The organism is Vreelandella neptunia (assembly GCF_034479615.1).
GTDB lineage: Bacteria > Pseudomonadota > Gammaproteobacteria > Pseudomonadales > Halomonadaceae > Vreelandella > Vreelandella neptunia.
In genome coordinates this window covers 4,244,120-4,264,774 of sequence record NZ_CP140255.1, presented here as the reverse complement: position 1 = coordinate 4,264,774, position 20,655 = coordinate 4,244,120, and the positions used below count along the sequence as shown (strand labels likewise).

The 20,655-nt window shown below is 55.4% G+C and carries 17 protein-coding genes; 5 read left to right on the top strand and 12 right to left on the bottom strand.

Translation table 11 applies throughout. The features are described from left to right. Positions 1-130: 130 nt before the first annotated feature. Together SR894_RS19610 and SR894_RS19605 are read right to left on the bottom strand one after the other, a co-directional pair. The gene (locus SR894_RS19610) at positions 131-1,186 is read right to left on the bottom strand and encodes a TRAP transporter substrate-binding protein (protein ID WP_133731943.1); all 1,056 of its coding nucleotides are present in this window, start codon (positions 1,184-1,186) and stop codon (positions 131-133) included. A 241-nt stretch (positions 1,187-1,427) separates the two neighbouring features. After that, complete coding sequence (locus tag SR894_RS19605) at positions 1,428-1,910, bottom strand: Lrp/AsnC family transcriptional regulator (RefSeq protein WP_133731944.1); 483 nt, start codon at positions 1,908-1,910, stop codon at positions 1,428-1,430. 177 nt (positions 1,911-2,087) lie between these two features. Here SR894_RS19605 and SR894_RS19600 point away from each other — a divergent pair, with 177 nt between their 5' ends. Further along, positions 2,088-5,618, top strand: a complete 3,531-nt coding sequence (locus SR894_RS19600; protein WP_133731945.1) for an indolepyruvate ferredoxin oxidoreductase family protein — start codon at positions 2,088-2,090, stop codon at positions 5,616-5,618. Between the two features lie 55 nt (positions 5,619-5,673). Here SR894_RS19600 and maiA read toward each other — a convergent pair whose 3' ends face one another. The 3 genes from maiA to hmgA are packed head-to-tail and all read right to left on the bottom strand — an operon-like array spanning position 5,674 to position 8,693. Next, positions 5,674-6,318 carry a maleylacetoacetate isomerase gene (gene maiA / locus SR894_RS19595; RefSeq protein WP_133731946.1) on the bottom strand — a complete coding sequence of 215 codons (645 nt, stop codon included), beginning with the start codon at positions 6,316-6,318 and terminating at the stop codon, positions 5,674-5,676. An 11-nt stretch (positions 6,319-6,329) separates the two neighbouring features. Then, entirely contained in the window at positions 6,330-7,349 is a 1,020-nt protein-coding gene (locus SR894_RS19590) for a fumarylacetoacetate hydrolase family protein (protein ID WP_223288991.1), read from the bottom strand. A 36-nt stretch (positions 7,350-7,385) separates the two neighbouring features. Continuing rightward, entirely contained in the window at positions 7,386-8,693 is a 1,308-nt protein-coding gene (gene hmgA / locus SR894_RS19585) for a homogentisate 1,2-dioxygenase (RefSeq protein ID WP_133731948.1), read from the bottom strand. Positions 8,694-9,146: 453 nt separating this feature from the next. Between hmgA and SR894_RS19580 the strand changes: the two genes are divergently transcribed. From SR894_RS19580 to SR894_RS19565, 4 genes are all read left to right on the top strand, one after another. Next, complete coding sequence (locus SR894_RS19580; RefSeq protein WP_133731949.1) at positions 9,147-9,635, top strand: MarR family winged helix-turn-helix transcriptional regulator; 489 nt, start codon at positions 9,147-9,149, stop codon at positions 9,633-9,635. Between the two features lie 356 nt (positions 9,636-9,991). Beyond that, positions 9,992-11,041, top strand: a complete 1,050-nt coding sequence (locus SR894_RS19575; protein WP_133731950.1) for a TRAP transporter substrate-binding protein — start codon at positions 9,992-9,994, stop codon at positions 11,039-11,041. 27 nt (positions 11,042-11,068) lie between these two features. Continuing rightward, the gene (locus SR894_RS19570) at positions 11,069-11,611 is read left to right on the top strand and encodes a TRAP transporter small permease (RefSeq protein ID WP_133731951.1); all 543 of its coding nucleotides are present in this window, start codon (positions 11,069-11,071) and stop codon (positions 11,609-11,611) included. Further along, positions 11,604-12,899, top strand: coding sequence for a TRAP transporter large permease (locus tag SR894_RS19565; RefSeq protein ID WP_133731952.1), 1,296 nt, complete (start codon positions 11,604-11,606; stop codon positions 12,897-12,899). The genes SR894_RS19570 and SR894_RS19565 overlap by 8 nt, the downstream gene beginning before the upstream one ends. 118 nt (positions 12,900-13,017) lie before the next feature. On the opposite strand, the gene paaZ is transcribed toward SR894_RS19565, so the two are convergent. The 7 genes from paaZ to paaK form a co-directional block, all read right to left on the bottom strand. Continuing rightward, positions 13,018-15,060: a phenylacetic acid degradation bifunctional protein PaaZ gene (gene paaZ, locus SR894_RS19560; protein WP_133731953.1), complete on the bottom strand. Its 2,043-nt coding sequence runs from the start codon at positions 15,058-15,060 to the stop codon at positions 13,018-13,020. 69 nt (positions 15,061-15,129) lie between these two features. Further along, positions 15,130-16,212, bottom strand: a complete 1,083-nt coding sequence (paaE, locus tag SR894_RS19555; RefSeq protein WP_133731954.1) for a 1,2-phenylacetyl-CoA epoxidase subunit PaaE — start codon at positions 16,210-16,212, stop codon at positions 15,130-15,132. Positions 16,213-16,231: 19 nt separating this feature from the next. Next, a complete protein-coding gene (gene paaD, locus SR894_RS19550; RefSeq protein WP_208862689.1) occupies positions 16,232-16,831 on the bottom strand; it encodes a 1,2-phenylacetyl-CoA epoxidase subunit PaaD in 600 nt (199 codons plus the stop codon). After that, entirely contained in the window at positions 16,815-17,639 is an 825-nt protein-coding gene (gene paaC / locus SR894_RS19545; protein ID WP_133731955.1) for a 1,2-phenylacetyl-CoA epoxidase subunit PaaC, read from the bottom strand. The genes paaD and paaC overlap by 17 nt, the downstream gene beginning before the upstream one ends. An 11-nt stretch (positions 17,640-17,650) precedes the next feature. Next, a complete protein-coding gene (gene paaB, locus SR894_RS19540; RefSeq protein WP_133731956.1) occupies positions 17,651-17,932 on the bottom strand; it encodes a 1,2-phenylacetyl-CoA epoxidase subunit PaaB in 282 nt (93 codons plus the stop codon). Positions 17,933-18,013: 81 nt separating this feature from the next. Further along, positions 18,014-19,000: a 1,2-phenylacetyl-CoA epoxidase subunit PaaA gene (paaA, locus tag SR894_RS19535; protein WP_133731957.1), complete on the bottom strand. Its 987-nt coding sequence runs from the start codon at positions 18,998-19,000 to the stop codon at positions 18,014-18,016. Between the two features lie 305 nt (positions 19,001-19,305). Beyond that, complete coding sequence (paaK, locus tag SR894_RS19530) at positions 19,306-20,619, bottom strand: phenylacetate--CoA ligase PaaK (RefSeq protein ID WP_223288992.1); 1,314 nt, start codon at positions 20,617-20,619, stop codon at positions 19,306-19,308. Positions 20,620-20,655 lie beyond the last annotated feature (36 nt).

Genomic DNA, 20,655 nt, shown 5'->3' with positions numbered 1-20,655 from the left:
GGTTTCAAGTGAAACAAGAGGGGGCGGAAGAAAAAGGAGCGCGAAAGGTTGATGGGTTGTTAGCCTCATCGGCTAGTAAGCGGTGTTCTCGCCGCTCATCACGCGCAGCGGCGAGAACGTTCAAACAGGCTCAGTGACTATCAAGGCTCGCAGCGATACTTTCTTCGGCCGCTTCATTGGCTAGCTGTTCATAAAAGAAGGAAAGTGCTGCTGGCGCGTCAACATCACGGCTCTTTACAGATTCACTCCATGTGTCCAGTAAGTTGCTAGCGACGCCCCTTAGGTAATCAATATCTTGCTCGGATGCTTGGGTAAAGGTAGCGCCATTTTCTTCACCAAACTCAACGCCGCGTTGGTCGGAAACATCCATCATGTAACCAAACAAGCGTGAAAGCCGTTCACCCGAGACGCTTTCAATCGCCGCACGGTCTTCGTCGGATACTTGATCCCAGAACATGGGGTTCATAATGATTGCAAAACTGCCGCGGTAGAAACCGCCGTCTACGGTGAGGGTATGCGGGGCTACTTCAACGACGCGAAAGCTGCGTAAGCTCTCAAGCGTTAGCATCGCACCGTCAACAACGCCCTGGGAGGCCGCTTCGTAGGTGCCTGTCGGCGGAATGGCGACGCCTGTCACTGACATTGCCTCGGCTAAGCCGCTCATCACTCCGCCGCCTACGCGCAGTCGTTTGCCCGCCAGCTCATCGATAGAGCTTATTTGATCGCGGGTAAATATTTGACCTGGGCCATGTACACCCATAGCAACCACATCAACGCCGCGGTGCTCATTGGCTTGCTGTAAATACTCTTGATGGGTATGCCAATACGCAGCGGAAGCGTCCTCTGAGGAGAACTCCTCAAACGTAGGGAATTCAGGCAACTGGGTCGCTAGAAAACGGCCCGCCATATGGGCGTGGAAAATCCAGCTTGCGTCCGCAATACCATCAGCAACGATCTCCATTTGTGCAGGAGGTGGGCCCATGTCGTGCACCACTTCCACCGTGACCCGGTCATCCGTAGCTTCTTCAATCCATGCCTTCCAGGTTGGCCAAACAATGGTATTAATACCGTGATTAGGGCCGCCCCAGGTGCTGACGGTGATCGTTGACTGTGCAAGTGACGACATGCTGAACGCCATGCTTGAAATAGCCATGGCACCCACTATCAAGCGAGTTGGTTTATGCATTTTGAAGCTCCAGAGCTGGCGCTCTTAGCGCCTGTGTTGTTATTGGTAACGCCTAACGCTGAGTCAATAGCGCCTGCTCAGGTTTGCGTAAATCACACTCTTTAACCTTGCCTTTAGGTAGTTTCAATAGCAACTAATTTGAGAGGGTCTTTTGCTATACTTAGGTCGTACTTTCTGGAGGCTTTGGAGTGTTAAACCTAACGGCCTATAGGATTGGCGGTAATGAACCCGATCACCTGTTCTAGCGAATAGGGATAGCGGTCTCTTCTTTGATATTCCGTAGCACGAAATTGGAATTGACCTGGGAAATGCCATCCAGGGTGAAGAGTTTCTCATTCAAAAAGCGGTCATAAGCTGCCATATCTTCGATCACCACGCGCAACACGAAATCCGCGTTGCCGGTAGTGGCATAGCACTGCAGCACTTCTGGGTATTGCAGGATGCGATTTTCAAACTCGACGGTGTTGTCGATGTGGTGGCGAACCAGCGTCACCATCACCAATGCCGACAGTGGCTGGCCCACCAGGCTGGGTTCCACCAACGCAGCAAAGCGGCGGATCACGCCACTCTCTTCCAAGGCCTTGACGCGTCGCCAGCAGGCCGCGGGGGATAGCCCGATCTGTTCGGCGAGCTCATTGTTGGTGATGCGCCCCTGCTGCTGAAGCAGGGTAAGAATGCGCTGGTCATGCCTGTCTAAGGCGATCTCTTTGGTAGTTTCTTTCATGGTGCCATTTCTTTTATTTGTGGTTTGTTGAATATCATTGCGTCAAAACTAAAAAAATGAAAGTAATGATCAATAACCAGACGTTTGAAGAGTTAATTAGCAAGCACCTTTAGCGCGCTGTTGGCTAGACTCAAGCGTATTACAACCATAACTCTTCGACCGTACTGGTGAACTCCCATGACAACCCCCTCAATCGCTGAGCAGGCGGGTTCTATTACCCAGCCTCTCGATATCGCACTTGATGACAATCTTCTCGATGACTATGCGCTGGCCGATCGCTATACCCGCGGAGAAGGTCGTGTCTTTCTCACCGGCACCCAGGCATTGGTGCGTATTGCCTTACGCCAAGCCGAGCTTGATCGCCACAATGGCCGACACACGGCAGGACTCATCAGCGGTTATCGAGGCTCGCCATTAGGCGGTGTAGACCAAGAGATTTGGCGGGCGAAAGCCGCCATGGAAGAGCACCACATCGATTTTGTCCCTGCCATCAACGAAGACCTGGCCGCCACCATGATGCTGGGTTGCCAGCAAGTCGAGACAGACCCCGATAAGCAAGTAGATGGCGTGTTTGGCATGTGGTACGGCAAAGGGCCAGGCGTTGATCGCGCGGGCGATGCCTTAAAGCACGGAAATGCCTACGGTAGCTCACCCACTGGCGGTGTGCTGGTGGTCGCGGGTGATGACCATGGCTGTGTGTCGTCCTCCATGCCACACCAGTCTGATGTCGCCTTTATGGCGTGGTTTATGCCGGTTGTGAGCCCTGCGTCATTGGCGGAATACGAACGCTTTGGGCTGTGGGGCTATGCGCTTTCGCGCTTTTCGGGCTGTTGGGTGGGTTTCAAAGCCGTTTCTGAAACCGTAGAGAGTGGCGCTTCGGTGGACGTGCCCCCCTTGCCTGAGTATGTGACGCCGGATTTCGATATGCCGGAAGGCGGGCTGCACTATCGCTGGCCCGATTTGCCGGGGCCACAGCTTGAGACTCGCCTTGAGCACAAGCTGGCCGCCGTTCAGGCCTTTGCCACGGCCAACCCGATTGATCAGTACCTATTTCGCCAGGAACAGTCGACGTTTGGGCTGGTCACCACAGGCAAGGGCCACCTGGATTTACTTGAGGCGCTGCGTTTGTTGGGGTTGGATGAAGCGAAGCTGCGTGAAATGGGGGTAGAAATATACAAGGTCGGGATGGTGTGGCCGCTCCATCGGCCCGGCATCCTTGAGTTTATTCATGGCAAGCGCGAAGTGCTGGTCATTGAAGAGAAGCGCGGCATCATCGAAAGCCAGTTGAAGGAGTACATGTCGGAACCCGATCATCCAGGCGAGGTGATCGTTACCGGCAAGCAGGATGAAACCGGCAAGCCCTTGATTCCCTTTGTTGGAGAGCTTAGCCCGCGTCTCTTGGCAGGCTTCGTGGCAGAGCGTTTAGAGCGCTTTTTCAAGATCGATTTTAGCGACAAGCTGGCAACCGTTGATGCCTGCCGCGCCGGCGTTAAAGAGCTCGGCGGTGTGCGCCGCATGCCCTATTTCTGCTCCGGTTGCCCACACAATAGCTCGACCAAGGTGCCTGAAGGCAGCAAAGCCCTGGCGGGCATCGGTTGTCACTTTATGGCTTCATGGATGGATCGCAGCACCGAATCGTTAATTCAGATGGGTGGCGAAGGCGTTAACTGGGTGGGCAGGAGCCGCTTTACCGGAAACGGTCATATTTTCCAAAACTTAGGCGAAGGTACCTGGTTTCACTCGGGCTCAATGGCGGTGCGCCAGGCGGTGGCGGCTAACGTTAATATTACCTATAAAATTCTGTTCAACGACGCTGTCGCCATGACGGGCGGTCAACCCGTGGACGGGCAAATAAGCGTTCCGATGATCGCCCGGCAATCGCTGGATGAAGGCGTTCGCCGGGTCATGGTGGTGAGTGACGAACCGGATAAGTACCGGGGGCATGAAAAGGAATTCCCTAAGGGGGTTACCTTCCACGGCCGTGAAGAGATGGATACGCTGCAGCGTGAACTGCGCGAGATCCCCGGCTGCACCGTGTTGATTTATGATCAGGCATGCGCGGCTGAGAAACGCCGTCGGCGCAAACGTGGTTTGATGGAAGACCCAGCCCGTCGGGTGTTTATCAACCACCATGTTTGCGAAGGCTGTGGTGATTGTTCCGTACAGTCCAACTGTTTATCGGTGGTGCCTCGCGAGACCGAGCTAGGTCGCAAGCGCAAAATCGACCAGTCCTCCTGTAACAAGGACATGTCCTGCGTCAGTGGTTTTTGCCCCAGCTTTGTCACAGTGGAAGGTGGCGAGCTGCGTAAGGGGCAAGGCGTCGCGGCAGATGATGCCTTTTGGCAACGTATAGCGCATTTGCCTACTCCTGCCATTGCCAATTTGACGGCCCCTTACGACCTACTGGTGGGTGGCGTTGGTGGCACGGGGGTGGTGACCGTTGGGCAACTGATCACAATGGCAGCACACCTGGAAGGCAAGGGCAGCAGCGTGCTCGACTTTATGGGGTTTGCGCAAAAAGGCGGGGCAGTACTTAGCTATGTGCGCTTGGCGTCACAGCCCAGCGAGCTTAATCAGGTTCGCATTGAGGCAGGGCAGGCCGATGCGATGATCGCTTGCGATATGGTGGTGGCTAGCTCCCAGAAAGCGCTGAATGTGCTGCAGCCGACCACCCGTATCGTGGCTAATCTGGCCGAGCTAGCCACGGCGGATTATGTGCTTTACCGCGATGCGGATATGCAGCCCATTAAACGCCTCAACATGTTGCGTGAAGCGGTGGGAGATGAGCGCTTTGCCTCTTTGGACGCCAATCGCCTGGCTGAACAGCTGCTAGGGGATACGGTATTTTCCAATATGATGATGCTCGGGTTTGCCTGGCAGCAAGGTTTGGTGCCGCTTTCTGAAGCTGCGCTGCAGCGTGCTCTAGAACTCAATGGCGTCGCAGTGGAAAAGAACCGCCAGGCATTTGCCTGGGGGCGCTTGGCAGCGGTAGAACCCGACTACCTCCAGCAGCATCTGGACACGATGCCACTGTCCGCGAATGCCACGCTGGACGACGTGGTAGCGCGTAATCGTCTCCACCTGGAGCGCTACCAGAACCGTGCCTGGGCTGAGCGTTATGTTACCCAGGTGACTAAAATGCGTGACGCAGAAGCAGCGCTAAACGGTGGCCAATCACTGAGTGAAGCCGTCGCCCATCAGCTCTATCGTTTGATGGCGTATAAAGATGAGTATGAAGTGGCACGACTTTACACCCAGAGCGATTTTCTGGATGAGGTTAAAGCAACGTTCTCGGGTGATTACCAGCTAACCTTCCACTTGGCGCCGCCGCTTATAGGCGGTCGTAAGGATGCTCAGGGGCGCCCAGTGAAGCGCCGCTTCGGCCCCTGGATGCTGAAGGCAATGGGCGCGCTGGCAAAGATGCGCGGTTTGCGCAACACGGCTCTCGATCCTTTCCGCTTCAGCGCCGACCGCAAGCTCGACCGCGCCTTATTGGCTGACTACGAGCAGCTTATTGATGAGTTAGTGGCTCGTCTTGATGGCACTAATCATGGGACTGCCTTGGCGCTGGCTAAGCTGCCGGAAGAGATTCGTGGCTTCGGGCCAGTCCGCGAAGCCGCTGCCGAGAAAGCCAGTGAGCGCCGCGAGAAGTTGCTGGAGGAACTACGCGAAGGTCGTTCGAAAACCATCGCTGTCGAAGCTGCCTGAGGCTGCCCACCAAGCTAAATGCAGGCCGCGCAATGCACGGCCTGTTCAAGATGGCTTAACTGGCGTCAGGCTGCGCCGCTGGTGCGGCCTTTTCGAAGGCGGGCAGTGAACGGCAATTGGCAACGATACGTTGGGTCGTCGGATAGGCTGACAAATCGCACTCGAAGCGTTCCGCGTTGTACACCTGGGGGATCAGGCATATATCCGCAAGCGTAGGGGTGTCGCCATGGCAAAAATCGCCGCTGCAGGGGGCATTGGAGAGCGTTGCTTCCAGGGCGGTGAAACCCTCGGCAATCCAGTGGTGGTACCAAGCTAGCTTAGCCGCTTCATCTGCTCCCAGTTCACCCACTAGATACTTGAGTACCCTCAGGTTGTTAAGTGGGTGAATCTCGCAGGCCACCGACTGAGCGAGCGCACGAACCCGAGCCCGCTCTAACGCGTTAACCGGCAGCAGGGCGGGCTCTGGGTGTACCTCATCGAGATACTCACAGATCGCCAGTGACTGGTTAACCACCGAGCTATCGTCCAACACCAGGCTAGGCACTAGCCCCTGAGGGTTGCGCGCCAGATGCTCGCCACCACGCTGCTCACCTTTCACCAGATTGACCGGGATCTGGTCGTACTCCAGTCCCTTAAGGTTTAAGGCAATACGCACCCGGTAAGCAGCCGACGAGCGAAAATAGCCGTAAAGCGTCGTCATGTTGCCTTCCTTTATTTGGGCTGGTACTGCACTACTTGCTGATCGATCGTACCAAATATGTTGCTGCCATCGCGGTCAAACATCTCGATACGCACCCGGTCGCCAAAGCGCATAAAGGGAGTTTTTACCTGGCCGTACAGTATCTGCTCCACCATGCGCACTTCGGCTAGACAGCTATAGCCAACGCCACCGTCAGCCACGGGCTTTCCAGGGCCGCCATCGGGATCCGGGTTGGAAACGGTGCCTGAACCAATAACTGCACCTGCGCCGAGATAGCGGGTCTTGGCCGCATGGGCCACCAGCTGTGGGAAGTTGAAAATCATATCTGGCCCGGCTTCAGGCTCGCCAAACTTCTTGTCATTCAGGTGCACGGTCAGTGGCAGGTGCACTTTACCGTCTTGCCAGGCATCGCCCAGCTCATCCGGTGTCACCGCAATAGGCGAGAACGAAGAGGCGGGCTTTGCTTGGAAAAAACCGAAGCCCTTAGCGAGCTCACCTGGGATGAGGCCACGCAGACTCACGTCGTTGACCAGCATTACTAGCTTAATGTGCTTGGCGGCTTCCTCTGACGTGACTGCCATCGGGACGTCATCGGTGATAACGGCGATTTCACCTTCAAAGTCGATGCCATGCTCTTCGCTCACCGCTTCGATATCGTCCGTGGGTGCCAAGAAACAGTCGCTACCGCCCTGATACATGAGCGGGTCTGTCCAGAAGGTGTCAGGCATCTCGGCATTGCGCGCCTGGCGTACCAGCTGGACATGGTTCAGATAGGCGGAGCCGTCAGCCCACTGATAGGCACGCGGTAGAGGGGAGTGCAGCGCACTCTGATCAAGCTCAAAAGCGTTTTCAGCACCACCACTGTTAAGCTGAGCATAGCGCTCTTCAAGCTGAGGGCTAACCGCCTTCCAGTTCTCAAGGGCAGCCTGAAGTGTGGGGGCAATATCAACGGCGCTCGCAGCGCGGGAGAGGTCACGGGAGACAATGATGAGTTCTCCGTCGCGCCCCTTCTTTAGTGTTGCCAGTTTCATAGTGATTCAATCCTTGTCGTCAGGGTGGTATAGGGTTCAGGGCTGGCTTGGGTTGAAGTGGGAGCGCAGCGTCGACCAAACATCCACATAGTCACGTTGACGGAAGTCAGCATTCAGAGCCGCAGGGGTCGGGTGAAAGAAGTAGCGGCTCTCAAACATGAAGGCCAGTGTATCGCCTATGAAATGGGGCTTAAGCTCAGCGTTGGAGGCTTTCTCAAATGTCTCAGCATCGGGGCCGTGGGGCGACATTGAGTTATGTAGACTGGCGCCACCAGGGGTGAAGCCTTCCGCTTTTGCATCGTACTCACCATGAATAAGCCCCATAAACTCGCTCATTAGGTTGCGATGGAACCAGGGGGGCCTGAAGGTATTCTCGGCAACCATCCAGCGCGGTGGGAAAATGACAAAATCAAGATTCGCCATTCCCGGCGTATCGGAGGGGGACGACAATACGGTGAAGATTGACGGATCCGGATGATCGAAGCTCACCGTATTGATGGTGTTAAAGTTGGCGAGATTATATTTATAAGGCGCGCAGTTGCCGTGCCACGCCACCACATCTAACGGCGAGTGGTTGAGTTTTGTCTCCCAGAAACGACCAGAGAACTTAGCCACTAAGCGGTAGTCGCCTTCTAGGTCTTCATAGGCCGCCACGGGGCTTTGGAAGTCACGCGGGTTGGCTAAACCGTTAGACCCGATGGGGCCGAGGCCTGGAAGCTCTAAAGGACTACCATAGTTCTCGCATATATATCCCCGCGCAGCATCAACCCCGTGAGCTCTGCGCACTTGGAATTTCACACCGCGTGGAATAACGGCAATCTCACCGTTATCGATCTCAATGTCACCAAATTCGGTACGTAGACGAATGGCCCCCATTTGCGGAACGAAGAGCAGTTCCCCATCAGCGTTGTAGAAAAACCGCTGGGTCATGTCCTGATTAAAGGTGTAGACATGCACGCCCACACCCGCTTGGGTACCCGCATCCCCGTTGACGGCAATGGTAAATAAGCCGTCGATAAAATCAGTCGGTTCGCTCGGTAGAGAGACGGGATCCCAGCGCATTTGGTTAGGGTCCGCCGCTGGCTTGTCTAACGGGGCCGTGTGTACGCTGTTATTTTCTAGTGGCTGATACGCGCTCTGAACGACAGAAGGGCGAATGCGGTAAAGCCAGCTGCGAAAGTTTTGATGACGTGGCGCTGTGAATGCGGAGCCGGTTAGTTGTTCCGCGTATAAGCCGTAAGCACAGCGTTGAGGTGAGTTTTGCCCAATCGGCAGTGCTCCCGGCAGCGCTTCGGTTGAAAAGTGATTATGAAAGCCATTTTGATATTTCAATTGTTCAGTCATTGTTAAGACCTGCTTTATTTGAACGTATATTGATAAATGATGGCGGCTGCTTATCGCCCACTAACCCAGGATGAGATGCGAGCTTCTGGCTCATGATGCCTACGGTGCTTGCCAGCTATATGTTAGATAGAATAGTTTCTTGTGAAACTAAAAGTCCAGTATTCAGCGCGACGTGTAGACTACCTTTTAAAAAGTTTTGGTAACAATTTTCGTAATATCAGTTGTTTATCGAAGTTTGATACTTTGGTGTGGTGGTTTTTATTGCTGAATTGGTTGCAAGAGAGATTATGTCGAGGCACTGTTCTTCCTATACTAAGCCCCATTACAGCGAGCTGGTTTGCATCTCATTGATGGTCAGTGTGATAGGCGCGTTGCTGGTGCCCATATTCCCAGCTATCGTGCTGGTTTTTGTCATCACGACCCCTGATAAACGGTGGCTCTAGGAGAAACACAATGACGATGGATAAAGCAGGCGGCGATGCATCACTGGTGTCTTCAGCTAGGGCAGAGTTAGACCTCAATCAGTTTTTACCCTACCAACTCAATCGGTTAGCTGACCGAATCAGCCAGGCATTAGAGAAGCTTTATGCCGAGTCTTATGAGCTCAACATTGCCCAGTGGCGCGTACTTGCCTGGCTTAGCCATTGTGATGATTTAACCGCTAAGAAGGTCTGTGCCTACACCAATATGGATAAGGCTCGCGTGTCTCGCGCGATTCAGTCGTTGGAAGACCGTGGACTGATAAGCCGCACGCCATCACAGCAAGACCAGCGCTTACATGACTTGCAGCTGACAGACGCCGGGCAAGCGTTACTCAATAAGTTAGTACCCGAAGCCCAGGCGTGGGAAGCCGATCTGGTGTCGACCCTGAGCGTTGGTGAATATCGTGATCTGCTTAACACAATGCGCAAGCTTGAACGGCAATTGGAGAGAATTGGCTAGCGGCTTGACGCAGGAAAGTCGAGTCAGGGTGGCCGATGATAGGCTACATTATGTCAATAGCGTGTCATTGGTGTCGGTAATGATATGATTTATGTAACGAAAGGTCTGGCTGTAAATTATCCCCTGCCGTCATTGATAATTCTTCAAAGGAGATGGTGTTTTTAGTAACTACATGTAATTAATGTATATTTTTCATGATGCTACTTAAGTATTAGTATCTATTGCTCGATCAGTCGTTGCATGACTCACGTATCTGGAGGCATTGTGAACATAAACGTGATTCGAATATTTTTTTAATTATAATAATAGAGTGTCACGTTTTTTGCTCCAGTTCGTGACGACCAGAGGAAAGTGAAATGAATAAAACAACAAACCTGATGCTCGGCGCTATTGCCGCTGCAACCCTCAGCACCTCCGCCTTTGCACAAACGACAATCACCGTGAGTACCTGGGCTGGCCCTAATCACGGCATCAACACCATGGTATGGCCAACGTGGAAAGCGTGGATTGAAGAGGCCACTGACGGGCGCGTGACCGTAGACGTTGTGCACGATCTCGGCCCCCCCGCCTCACAGATGGAGATGGTCGCTGACGGCATTGCTGACGCCACTTGGGTGTTCCATGGCTATAACGCAGGGCGTTTTCTGGCCACCCAGTTACCCGAGTTTCCTACCTTTGAAGACTTCTCCTCGGAGAACGCATCTGCTGCTTATTGGCATACTCACCAGGAGCACTTAGCCCAAGCTGATGAACACCGCGGCGTTGATGTAGTGGCTGCGGGTGTGCACGGCCCGGGTTGGATCTTTAGTAGCGAGCAGTACCAAACCCTTGCTGATTTAGAGAATGAGCGTATTCGCGTCGGTGGCGGGGTGATGGGAGATCTCTCTAATGCCCTGAACCTGACCGGCGTGGCTTTGCCGCCAACCGGGGTCTATGAAGCTGGCTCTCAGGGCGTTATTGATGGCGCTATGCTGGTGCCGGAAGGCCTTAGAAGCTTTCGGGTAGCCGAGGTATTTCCCTATACCTTGACGGTGGATGGTGGGTTTTATCGAGGCAGCTTCACCATCGTGGTTAACCCGAGTATCTGGGATGAGATGTCTGCTGAAGATCGTGCCGCTGTGGAAGAAGTCTCGGGTGAGCGTCTGTCGCGACTATTCGGCTACATGATGGATGTATCCGATGAGCGGGGCGTCGAGTTCGCCGAAGAGCAGGGTCATACCTTTACAGCCCTTGGCGGCGAAGATCTTGAGACGCTGCGCGGCATCAGTAATGACCTGGTTGACACCTGGTCCGAGAACGTAAGTGAACGGGGTGTCGATGCGCAGGCGGCGCTCGATTACTTCCACCAACAGCTTGAAGAAGCTGCTACACAAGAGAGCGTGGCATCCTTAGTGCCACAATCATAATTACCCTTCGCCAAGTGGAGGGCGACTATGCAGATCCTGACGACTCGCTGGTCAAATGTCGGTAGGGTCATGCAGCTGGCGCTGGAGGGGGTGGCGGGTGCCACCCTCTTTGCCTTGATGCTGCTGACGACTGCCGATGTAGTAGGCCGTTATTTCTTTAATCTACCTATCCTTGGAACCGTCGAGTTGACCCAGCAGATGCTGGCCGCTGTGGTGTTTCTGTCACTGCCAGTAGCATGCTGGCGTGAAGAGCACGTTAGCGTGGATCTCTTGGATGCCATATTTCCTGCGCGCTGGATATGGCTGCGCCAGATGATCGTCAACGCAATTATCGCAGTGGCTTTGTGGGTGATCGCTACACGGGTTTGGGCACTGGGCGTGCGCGCTTTCGAGTGGGGCGATGTCACTGAGTTTCTACGCATTCCCGATGGTTACCTTATTTACCTGATTGCCATCATGCTGTTTCTTTCCGCTCTACTTACCCTCGGCCGAGCGGTGAGTTACCTGCTAGAAGGCGTGGGTGTGATTAAGTGCGGTGGACCAGTCAGCCAGGGAGATAAGCATGATTGAAGCACTTTATGGGTTTGCAGCGCTGTTGATATTGGTATTCCTGCGCATGCCTCTGGCGTTTGCCATGGGGATCGTAGGTTTTGTGGGCTTCTACTACCTGACCGGTAACTGGAACGCGGCTGAAGCCATGGCGTCGCGGCGGGTGGTCGACACCGCTAGGGACTACGGTCTGTCGGTGATACCACTGTTTATCTTGATGGGTAACCTGGTGTCCCATGCGGGGCTCTCTGATGCGTTATTCCGAGCCTCTAACGGTTTTCTTGGTCACCGTAAGGGCGGTCAGGCGATGGCCACCATTGTGGCTTGTGGTGGGTTTAGCGCGATTTGTGGGTCGAGCCTTGCGACCTGTGCCACCATGGGGCGTGTTGCCATGCCCCAGATGCGTAAGTATGGCTACAAGGACTCGTTGGCGGCAGCCTCCATTGCCGCGGGCGGAACCCTTGGGATACTGATCCCTCCCAGCGTGATGCTGGTGATCTACGGCATCATTACTGAGACCAGCATCCGTGAACTGTTTGCGGCGGGCTTTATTCCCGGCATATTGGGCATTGTGATGTATCTCGGCGCGGTCAAGTGGGTTTTGTGGCGTGATCCCAGCGCTGGGCCAGCGGCTGAAAAAGTACCCTGGAACGAGCGCCTTGCGGCCCTAAAAAATGTGGGGAGTACCCTGGCGCTGTTTGTATTGGTTATCGGCGGCATCTATTTGGGTATATTCACCCCAACCGAAGCGGCGGGTATTGGCGCAATGGGCGCCTTTGTGATTGCCCTACTAAAACGTGCTTTGACGCCGACGATACTCATGAATGTCCTGATGGACACTGTGCGTACAACAGCGATGCTGTTTGCAGTGGTGTTGACGGCGCTAATCTTTGCTAATTTCATTAACCGCGCGGGGCTTCCCAATGACCTCCTGGCGTTGGTCACTGGGCTGAACGTGGCCCCCTTCGTGGTTATTCTCGTCATCTTGGCCATTTACGTACTATTGGGCTGTGTATTTGAAAGCATGTCGATGATGCTGCTGACCGTGCCGGTCTTCTTCCCGGTCGTGGCGGGGCTTGGCTATGATTTGGTGTGGTTCGGCATACTGGTGGTTATCGTCATCGAGATCAGTTTGATAACGCCACCTGTCGGGATGAATGTGTTCGTACTACGTGCCGTATTACCGGACGTATCAACCGGCACTATCTTCCGCGGCGTCACCCCTTTCTGGGTAGCGGGTACCCTACGCGCACTGCTCGTGCTTCTATTCCCAGCGATCGTGCTTTTCCTGCCGCAGTTACTGTATTAAAACGATGCTATTAATACGGTTCTATTAACGTCCTTGCTAAACAAACGGATGACAGGGTAAGTGTCCTGTCATCCGTTTTTTTGTATTACTTTTTTGTCTGGCTGTGTCGGCTGAGGCGTTACTGCCGCTTTGCCACCAGCGTTAGAATGTCGTAGCTGGCGACCAGTTCATCGTTTTGATTGGTCACCGCTACGTCCCACATCACCACCCCTTGTGGGTGCCCGTCAGGAGATGTCCGGCCCTGATCAATCTTGCGCTTGCAGGTTAGGCGGGCGCGGATAGTGTCGCCGACCAACACCGGTGTAATAAAGCGCAGTGTATCCAGGCCGTAGTTCGCCAGTACGGGGCCTTCGCCTGGGTAAACGAAGAGACCCGCAGCGGCAGACAGCACAAAGTAGCCGTGGGCAATGCGCTGGCCGAACTGGGTCTCTTTGGCGGCAATGTCATCAAAGTGCATATAGAAGTGGTCGCCGGAGAGGCAGCCAAAGTTGACGATGTCGGCTTCAGTGACGGTACGGCGATGGGTTAACAGTGACTCCCCAACCTGCAGGTCGTCGAAATGGCGGCGGAATGGGTGAACGTCAGTCTCGATCACCTTGGCGCCACGCACATACTCCTTTGTGACTGCCGCGAGCATGCTCGGAGAGCCCTGGATGGCGGTGCGCTGTAGATAGTGGTGAACCGCACGAATGCCGCCGAGTTCCTCACCGCCGCCTGCGCGGCCGGGCCCGCCATGCTTGAGCATCGGTAGCGGAGAGCCGTGGCCAGTGGATTCCTTTGCTGCCTGAGCATCCAGAATCTGCAGGCGGCCGTGCTGGGCGGCCAGAACGGGGATCATTTCAGCCGCAATGGCAGGGTCTTTCGTGGTCAGCGTGGTCACTAAGCTGCCCTTGCCCTTGGCGGCGATGGTCAGGGCTTCGTCGATGCCGCTGTAGGGCATTAGCGTCGCGACGGGGCCAAAGGCTTCAATGTCGTGAGCGCCGCCGTCGTTCAACGGGTTACGATTGATCAGCAAGTGGGGAGTAATGAAGGCACCGTTTTCAACACCCTGGCCGACAGGCTTGAAGTTGCCGTCTCTGCCGAAGACGCACTCACTGGTCTCTAACAGTTGTTCAATTGCGTGGTTAACGTCTCTCAATTGGTCACGGGAAGAGAGCGCGCCCATGCGTACGCCTTCTTCATGAGGATCACCGACCACAATGTTGGCAAGCCGCGACTTAAGCGTGTTCGCCAATGCATCCAGATGCTCGGCAGGCACTAAAATTCGGCGGATCGCGGTACATTTCTGACCTGCCTTGGCGGTCATCTCCTTGACCACTTCTTTGGCAAAGATTTCGAACTCTTCGTCTTCCGGGCTAACATCCGGGGCCATGATGGCGCTGTTGAGCGAGTCCGCCTCGGCGTTGAACGGTATGCTCTTCGCCATGATGTTAGGGTGGCTTTTCAGCTTCAGGGCGGTGCTTGCCGAGCCGGTGAAGGTGACAAAGTCCTGCTCTTCCAGATGATCCAGTAAGTCACCGGCTCCGCCGATAACCAGTTGCAGCGCTCCTTCCGGCAGCAGGCCTGAGTCGTTGATGACGCGCACGGCTGCTTCGGTCAAGTAGCTAGTGGCGGTTGCCGGTTTGAAGATACACGGCATGCCTGCCAAAAAGGCGGGTGCGAACTTCTCCAGCATGCCCCATATGGGAAAGTTAAACGCATTGATATGTACAGAGACGCCGCGGCGGGGCACCAGAATATGGGTGCCATTGAAGTGGTTCTCTTTTCCTAGCTGAGTCACCGGGCCTTCGTGGGCCACATTGCCGGAGGGCAGTTCCTTGCGGCCCGTGGAGGCGTAGGTAAATAGGGTGCCGAAACCGCCGTCGATGTCGATCCAGGAGTCGGCCTTGGTGCAGCCAGTGTGGTGAGAGATGGCATACAGCTCACGCTTACGCTCTTGGATATAGGCGGCCAGCGCTTTAAGAGTGGCGGCCCGCTGCTGGAAATCCAGTGCCAGCATATTTCTCACACCGGTGTTGCGGGCATACGCCACCGCTTCACGAAAGTTGATCTCTTCTTGGTGGGTATGCGCAACGGTTGTGCCGTTAATGGCGCTAATCAGTGCTTTGGATTCGGTCTTTCCGAACCACTGGCCTGCGATGTAACTCTGTAAAACTGACATTGCGTACTCTCCCGCAAAACATAGACTAAGCCGACGCGGTCGCCGGCTTGGAAGTAGGTGGGTTAGGGTTTATACCTCGTCATAGTCAAGCACCACCCTGTCGCTGATCGGATAGCACTGGCAGGACAGCACGTAGCCGGCATCGATTTCGTAATCTTCCAGGGCGTAATTGGCGTCCATTTCCACCTCGCCTTCGATGACTTTTGACTTGCAGGTGGAGCACACCCCAGCCTTGCATGAGAAAGGTATATCCGCGCCGTGCTCGTTACCTGCGTCCAGAATGCTCTGGGTATTGCGGGGCAGGTCGTATTCAATGGTGCGGCCGTCGATGATCACTTTGATGTGCGAGGTTTCTGCTTTCACCTGGGCCGCTTTCGTCGCCTGGCGGCGCTTGGCGCCTGCCGCCGGTAGCCCAGTGGTGAACAGCTCGAAGTGCACTTTTTCCTTCGGCATTCCATGTTGGCTCAGAACACCACGCACGATCTCGGTCATTTCCTGCGGGCCACAGATAAACGCGGCGTCGAGCTTGGGTACGTCTACCCAGCGGTCAAACAGGGCATTGCACTTGTCGGCATCTATGCGCCCGTTATATAGATCGATTTCCTGTTGTTCGCGGCTGAACACATAAATGATGTTGAGGCGTTCCAGGTAGCGGTCCTTGAGATCCTGAAGGCGTTCGCGAAACAGCGTACCCGTGGTGGAACGATTGCCATAGATGACGGTAAAGCGGCTCTTTGGCTCGCTTTCCAGCGTGGTGGAAACAATCGACATAATGGGCGTGACGCCACTGCCAGCGGTCACCGCCAAATAGTGCCCTTCACGGCTGGGGTCGAGCGGCACGAAGAACTTACCCTGGGGTGGCATCACTTCCAGGCGGTCGCCGGGCTGCAAGTGCTGATTGGCAAAGGTGGAAAAGCTGCCGCCGGGCACCAGCTTGACGGCGACTCTTAGCTCATGTTCGTGCACGCCGGTGCAAATCGAATAAGAACGACGGATATCCTCGCCTTCGATGTCGCGGCGTAGCGTCAGGTACTGCCCTTGGGTAAAGCGAAAGGCGTCCAGCAGGTCATCGGGCACGTCGAGGGCAATGGAAACGGCATCATGGGTTTCCTTGCGCACATCCTTGACGGTCAGGGCGTGAAATCGGCTCATGGGAAATGGTCTCGTCGTTTTACAGACACTTGAAATAATCGAAAGGCTCCAGGCAATCACGGCAGCGGTAGAGCGCCTTGCAAGCCGTAGAGCCGAATTCGCTAACGCGTTCGGTGGCGTTGCTGCCACATAAAGGGCAGGGCACTACCGGATCAGGTTGGCCCGTCAGGCTGCGCTTACTAGCACTTTCCACCGGTGGCGCGATGCCGTAGGCGCGCAATTTTTCGCGCCCGGCCTCTGAAAGCCAATCGGTAGTCCAGGCGGGGGACAGGCGGCGCTGAATCAGCGGGTCTGAATAGCCAGCGGCCACCAGCGCTTCATGGATATGCTGTTCGATAACTTCCGTGGCCGGGCAGCCGGAGTAGGTCGGGGTCACGCTGACCGCTAACCTGCCATCCAGCCAGTCGATATCACGCACAATGCCCAGCTCCACCACGCTAACCACCGGCACTTCCGGGTCTGGCACTTCCTGTAGTACAGCCAGCACGGCGTTGACATCGCCTTCATCACCGGCTGGCGGCAGGCCGCTGCGGTCGCTGCCGATCAAGTCGCTGGAGGGCCAGTCATCGATAAGCTTGTCATCGCTAGACGCAGACGGATGGTTACCAGACGGTTGCATCGGGATATGCCCTCGGCAGGTATTGCATTTCCGCTAATAGAAAGCCCAGGTGCTCGGTGTGATGACCGACTTTACCGCCGGTATACATCCAGGAGTCGTAGGCAGGGCGTGCCAGGGTAGCTTCCTCAAGTACCTCTTCCACGGTTGCTTTCCAGCGGGTGGCCAGCGTGTCTGGGGCTGGCGCAATACCGGCTTCCAGCATGGCCTTATCAACCTCGTCGCCCTGCAGTAGCTCACCGGTGAACTGCCAGAGGTTGTCGAGCGCTCGCTGCATGCGGGTGTGGCTCTCTTCCGTGCCATCGCCCAGGCGAATTACCCATTCAGAGGAGCGACGTAGGTGGTACGTTGCTTCCTTAAGCGACTTGGCGGCCACTTCAGCAATGCGGGGGTCGCTGGAGTGAGACAGGCTGTCAAGCAGGTGGACGTGCCATGCATCGAACAGGAACTGGCGCCCCATGATGTCGGCGAAGTCACCGTTGGGCTGTTCAACGAGCAACAGGTTGCGAAAATCCTGGGCATCGCGGCGAAAGGCTAAATAGTCGGCATCATGGCCCTGGCCTTCCAGTTCAGCAGCATAGCCCAGCCAGTTGCGGGCCTGACCGAAGAGGTCGAGGCCCACGTTCATTAAGGCCAGTTCCTCTTCCAGCGCGGGTGCCTTGCCGCACAGTTGTGCGTGGCGCTGGCCGAGTACCAAGTCGTTATCGCCAAGGCGTAGCAGGTAATCGATCAACGGGGGGTGTGTTTTTTGAGCTGTGTTTTTCTGAGCCGAGCTTCGATGAGCCGCGCTTTGATGAGATATGTTTTGCATTGCTGCCTCCCTTACATGTGGCCGACTTCTTTCGGCAGTTTGTAGAAGGATGCGTGGCGATAGACCTTGTCGTTAGACGGGTCAAACAGCGCCTCTTTCTCGTCGGGAGAAGAGGCGGTGATTTCGCTGGCCGGAACCACCCAGATGCTCACCCCTTCATTGCGACGGGTGTACAGCTCGCGGGCGTTTTCAATGGCCATGCGGCGATCGGCGGCGTGTACGCTACCAACGTGCTTGTGATTAAGGCCGTGCTTGCTGCGTATAAAAACTTCGAAGAGGGGCCAATCAGCCATGAGGAAAGCCTCTGTGGTCAAAGGAGCCCCGTGTCGCAGGGCTCTCGATTGTTTTAAGAATCAAAAATCAGGTCTTAAGAATCAGGCCGCTCGGCGTTGACGTTTGGCGGCATGAGCCACGGCAGCTTCACGTACCCAGGCACCGTTATCGATGGCGTTACGGCGTGCCTCTACACGCTCGCGGTTGCAGGGGCCGTTGCCCTTGACCACATCGAAGAACTCTTGCCAATCGATTTCACCGAACTCGTAGTGGCCGGTCTCTTGGTTATATTTGAGATCCGGATCAGGGGCGGTGCAGCCCAGCAGCTCCAGCTGCGGTACGGTTTGGTCGAGGAAGCGCTGGCGCAGCTCATCGTTGCTATGGCGTTTGATCTTCCAGGCCATCGACTGAGCGCTGTTGGGAGAATTTTCGTCGGATGGCCCGAACATCATTAGCGAGGGCCACCAGAAGCGGTTAATGGAGTCCTGCACCATGGCTTTCTGGTCGTCGGTGCCCTCTTGCATCATGGTCAGCAGAATCTGATACCCCTGGCGCTGGTGGAAGCTCTCTTCCTTGCACACACGAATCATGGCACGTGCATAGGGGCCGTAAGAGGTGCGCTGTAGCGGTACCTGATTGACGATGGCAGCGCCATCAACCAGCCAGCCGATGGTGCCCATATCAGCCCAATTGAGCGTTGGGTAATTGAAGATGCTGGAGTACTTGGCGCGGCCGTCGTGAAGCTTGTCGATCTCTTCGTCGCGGTCGGCACCCAGGGTTTCCATAGCGCTATAGAGGTACAGACCGTGACCTGCCTCATCCTGAATTTTGGCCATTAGCTGCAGCTTGCGCTTGAGGGTTGGTGCCCGTGTCAGCCAGTTGCCTTCCGGCAGCATACCGACGATTTCTGAGTGGGCGTGTTGCGAGATCTGGCGGATCAAGGTCTTGCGGTAGGCGTCCGGCATCCAGTTCTTGGGTTCTATTTTAATTTCATCATTGATGCGCTCCTGGAACTGGCGTTCCTCAGGGCTCATCTCATCAAGCGTTTTGAGTTTGTTAGAACCGGTTTCAACGAGCTGCGCGTACATAGATACCTCCGCGGCGTCGGCATATCAGGGAGTGTGGCTTATCTTCCCTAAAGTATAGTGACACGAAATATTTTATCAATAAGTATTTTTGTGTGTCACTTTAAGACTTTGTGATAGTATATAAATCTAAGACTATTGATTTATAAGGGAAAATTGGCTAGGAATAAGTGATTCTTAATGTGTCGCGTTCTCTAGCCAGAGATGACTGTTTGAGGGCAAAAAAGCCCCCTTAAAGGAGTTCTTTAAAGGGCTTTGTCTGACAAGAGGGGGGCGCTAAACGGCGGCAAGGCGCTAGAGAGGCTGAATCAGCGAAGATCTTTTACACGCCTGGCCTTACCCATCGAACGCATAACACTTTCTACTGGGCACACCTCGACCTGGGTGCTGATACCAATGTGCGTTTTGATGGCATGCTGGAGCTGTAGCGCGGCTTCTTCACAAACTACGGGGTCGCGGGCGATGTCATGATGATTTGCCTCTACACGAACAAGCACCATGTCCATATTGCCTTGGCGGCTGACTTCGATCTCGTAGTGGGGAGAAAGCGACGCGATCTTGAGCAGTTGTTCTTCGATCTGGGTGGGGAACACGTTCACTCCGCGAATGATCAGCATGTCGTCGCTGCGGCCAGTGATCTTGTCGATGCGTCGCATAGGGCGCGCGGTGCCCGGCAGCAGGCGGGTCAGGTCACGGGTGCGGTAGCGAATCACCGGTAGGCCTTCTTTGGTCAAGGTGGTGAACACCAGCTCGCCATATTCGCCATCTGGCAAGACGTCACCGCTGACCGGGTCGATGATCTCAGGATAGAAGTGGTCTTCCCAGATAGTCGGGCCATCTTTTGTTTCCAGGCACTCCATGCCCACGCCGGGCCCCATTACTTCCGACAGGCCATAGATATCCAATGCGTCGATACCCAGGCGCTTCTCAAGAGCAGTACGCATGCTGTCGGTCCAGGGTTCGGCACCGAAAATGCCGGTACGCAGCGGCAGTGTGTGGGGATCGATGCCCTGGCGCTCCATCTCGTCCGCGATATTGAGCATATACGAGGGAGTGACCATGATGATGTCCGGCTCGAAATCACGGATCAACTGCACCTGTTTCTCGGTCTGGCCACCCGACATGGGGATCACCGCGCAGCCCAGGCGCTCGGCGCCGTAATGGGCACCCAGACCGCCGGTGAACAGGCCGTAACCGTAGGCCACATGCACCTTGTCGTTGCGGCTGCCGCCGGCGGCGCGGATCGAGCGTGCCATCACATCAGACCACACATCAATATCGCTCTGGGTGTAGCCCACCACCGTCGGTTGCCCGGTGGTGCCGCTGGAGGCATGGATGCGAACGATCTCGCTCATCGGCGTGGCCAACATGCCGAACGGGTAGTTGTCGCGCAAATCTGCCTTGGTGGTAAAAGGCAGTTTGGCGAGATCCGCTAGCGTCTGGATATCGTCGGGATGCACCCCAGCCTTGGCGAAAGACTGGCGGTAGAAGGGCACATTGTCGTAGGCGTGCTTCAGGCTCCACTTCAGGCGCTTGACCTGAGTGGCGCGCAGCTCGTCGACGCTGGCGGTTTCCAGGGGATCGAGAGTCGCAGTGTCGATACGCGTTGCGGGCTGATTCATCAGGGGTCTCCGATCAAGCTAGTTGTTATTGGACTA

Excerpts from the sequence above, each read along its gene's own strand:
- SR894_RS19610 (WP_133731943.1), bottom strand. The coding sequence starts at position 1,186 with ATGCATAAACCAACTCGCTTGATAGTGGGTGCCATGGCTATTTCAAGC.
- SR894_RS19605 (WP_133731944.1), bottom strand. The coding sequence starts at position 1,910 with ATGAAAGAAACTACCAAAGAGATCGCCTTAGACAGGCATGACCAGCGC.
- SR894_RS19600 (WP_133731945.1), top strand. The coding sequence starts at position 2,088 with ATGACAACCCCCTCAATCGCTGAGCAGGCGGGTTCTATTACCCAGCCT.
- maiA (WP_133731946.1), bottom strand. The coding sequence starts at position 6,318 with ATGACGACGCTTTACGGCTATTTTCGCTCGTCGGCTGCTTACCGGGTG.
- SR894_RS19590 (WP_223288991.1), bottom strand. The coding sequence starts at position 7,349 with ATGAAACTGGCAACACTAAAGAAGGGGCGCGACGGAGAACTCATCATT.
- hmgA (WP_133731948.1), bottom strand. The coding sequence starts at position 8,693 with ATGACTGAACAATTGAAATATCAAAATGGCTTTCATAATCACTTTTCA.
- SR894_RS19580 (WP_133731949.1), top strand. The coding sequence starts at position 9,147 with ATGACGATGGATAAAGCAGGCGGCGATGCATCACTGGTGTCTTCAGCT.
- SR894_RS19575 (WP_133731950.1), top strand. The coding sequence starts at position 9,992 with ATGAATAAAACAACAAACCTGATGCTCGGCGCTATTGCCGCTGCAACC.
- SR894_RS19570 (WP_133731951.1), top strand. The coding sequence starts at position 11,069 with ATGCAGATCCTGACGACTCGCTGGTCAAATGTCGGTAGGGTCATGCAG.
- SR894_RS19565 (WP_133731952.1), top strand. The coding sequence starts at position 11,604 with ATGATTGAAGCACTTTATGGGTTTGCAGCGCTGTTGATATTGGTATTC.
- paaZ (WP_133731953.1), bottom strand. The coding sequence starts at position 15,060 with ATGTCAGTTTTACAGAGTTACATCGCAGGCCAGTGGTTCGGAAAGACC.
- paaE (WP_133731954.1), bottom strand. The coding sequence starts at position 16,212 with ATGAGCCGATTTCACGCCCTGACCGTCAAGGATGTGCGCAAGGAAACC.
- paaD (WP_208862689.1), bottom strand. The coding sequence starts at position 16,831 with ATGCAACCGTCTGGTAACCATCCGTCTGCGTCTAGCGATGACAAGCTT.
- paaC (WP_133731955.1), bottom strand. The coding sequence starts at position 17,639 with ATGCAAAACATATCTCATCAAAGCGCGGCTCATCGAAGCTCGGCTCAG.
- paaB (WP_133731956.1), bottom strand. The coding sequence starts at position 17,932 with ATGGCTGATTGGCCCCTCTTCGAAGTTTTTATACGCAGCAAGCACGGC.
- paaA (WP_133731957.1), bottom strand. The coding sequence starts at position 19,000 with ATGTACGCGCAGCTCGTTGAAACCGGTTCTAACAAACTCAAAACGCTT.
- paaK (WP_223288992.1), bottom strand. The coding sequence starts at position 20,619 with ATGAATCAGCCCGCAACGCGTATCGACACTGCGACTCTCGATCCCCTG.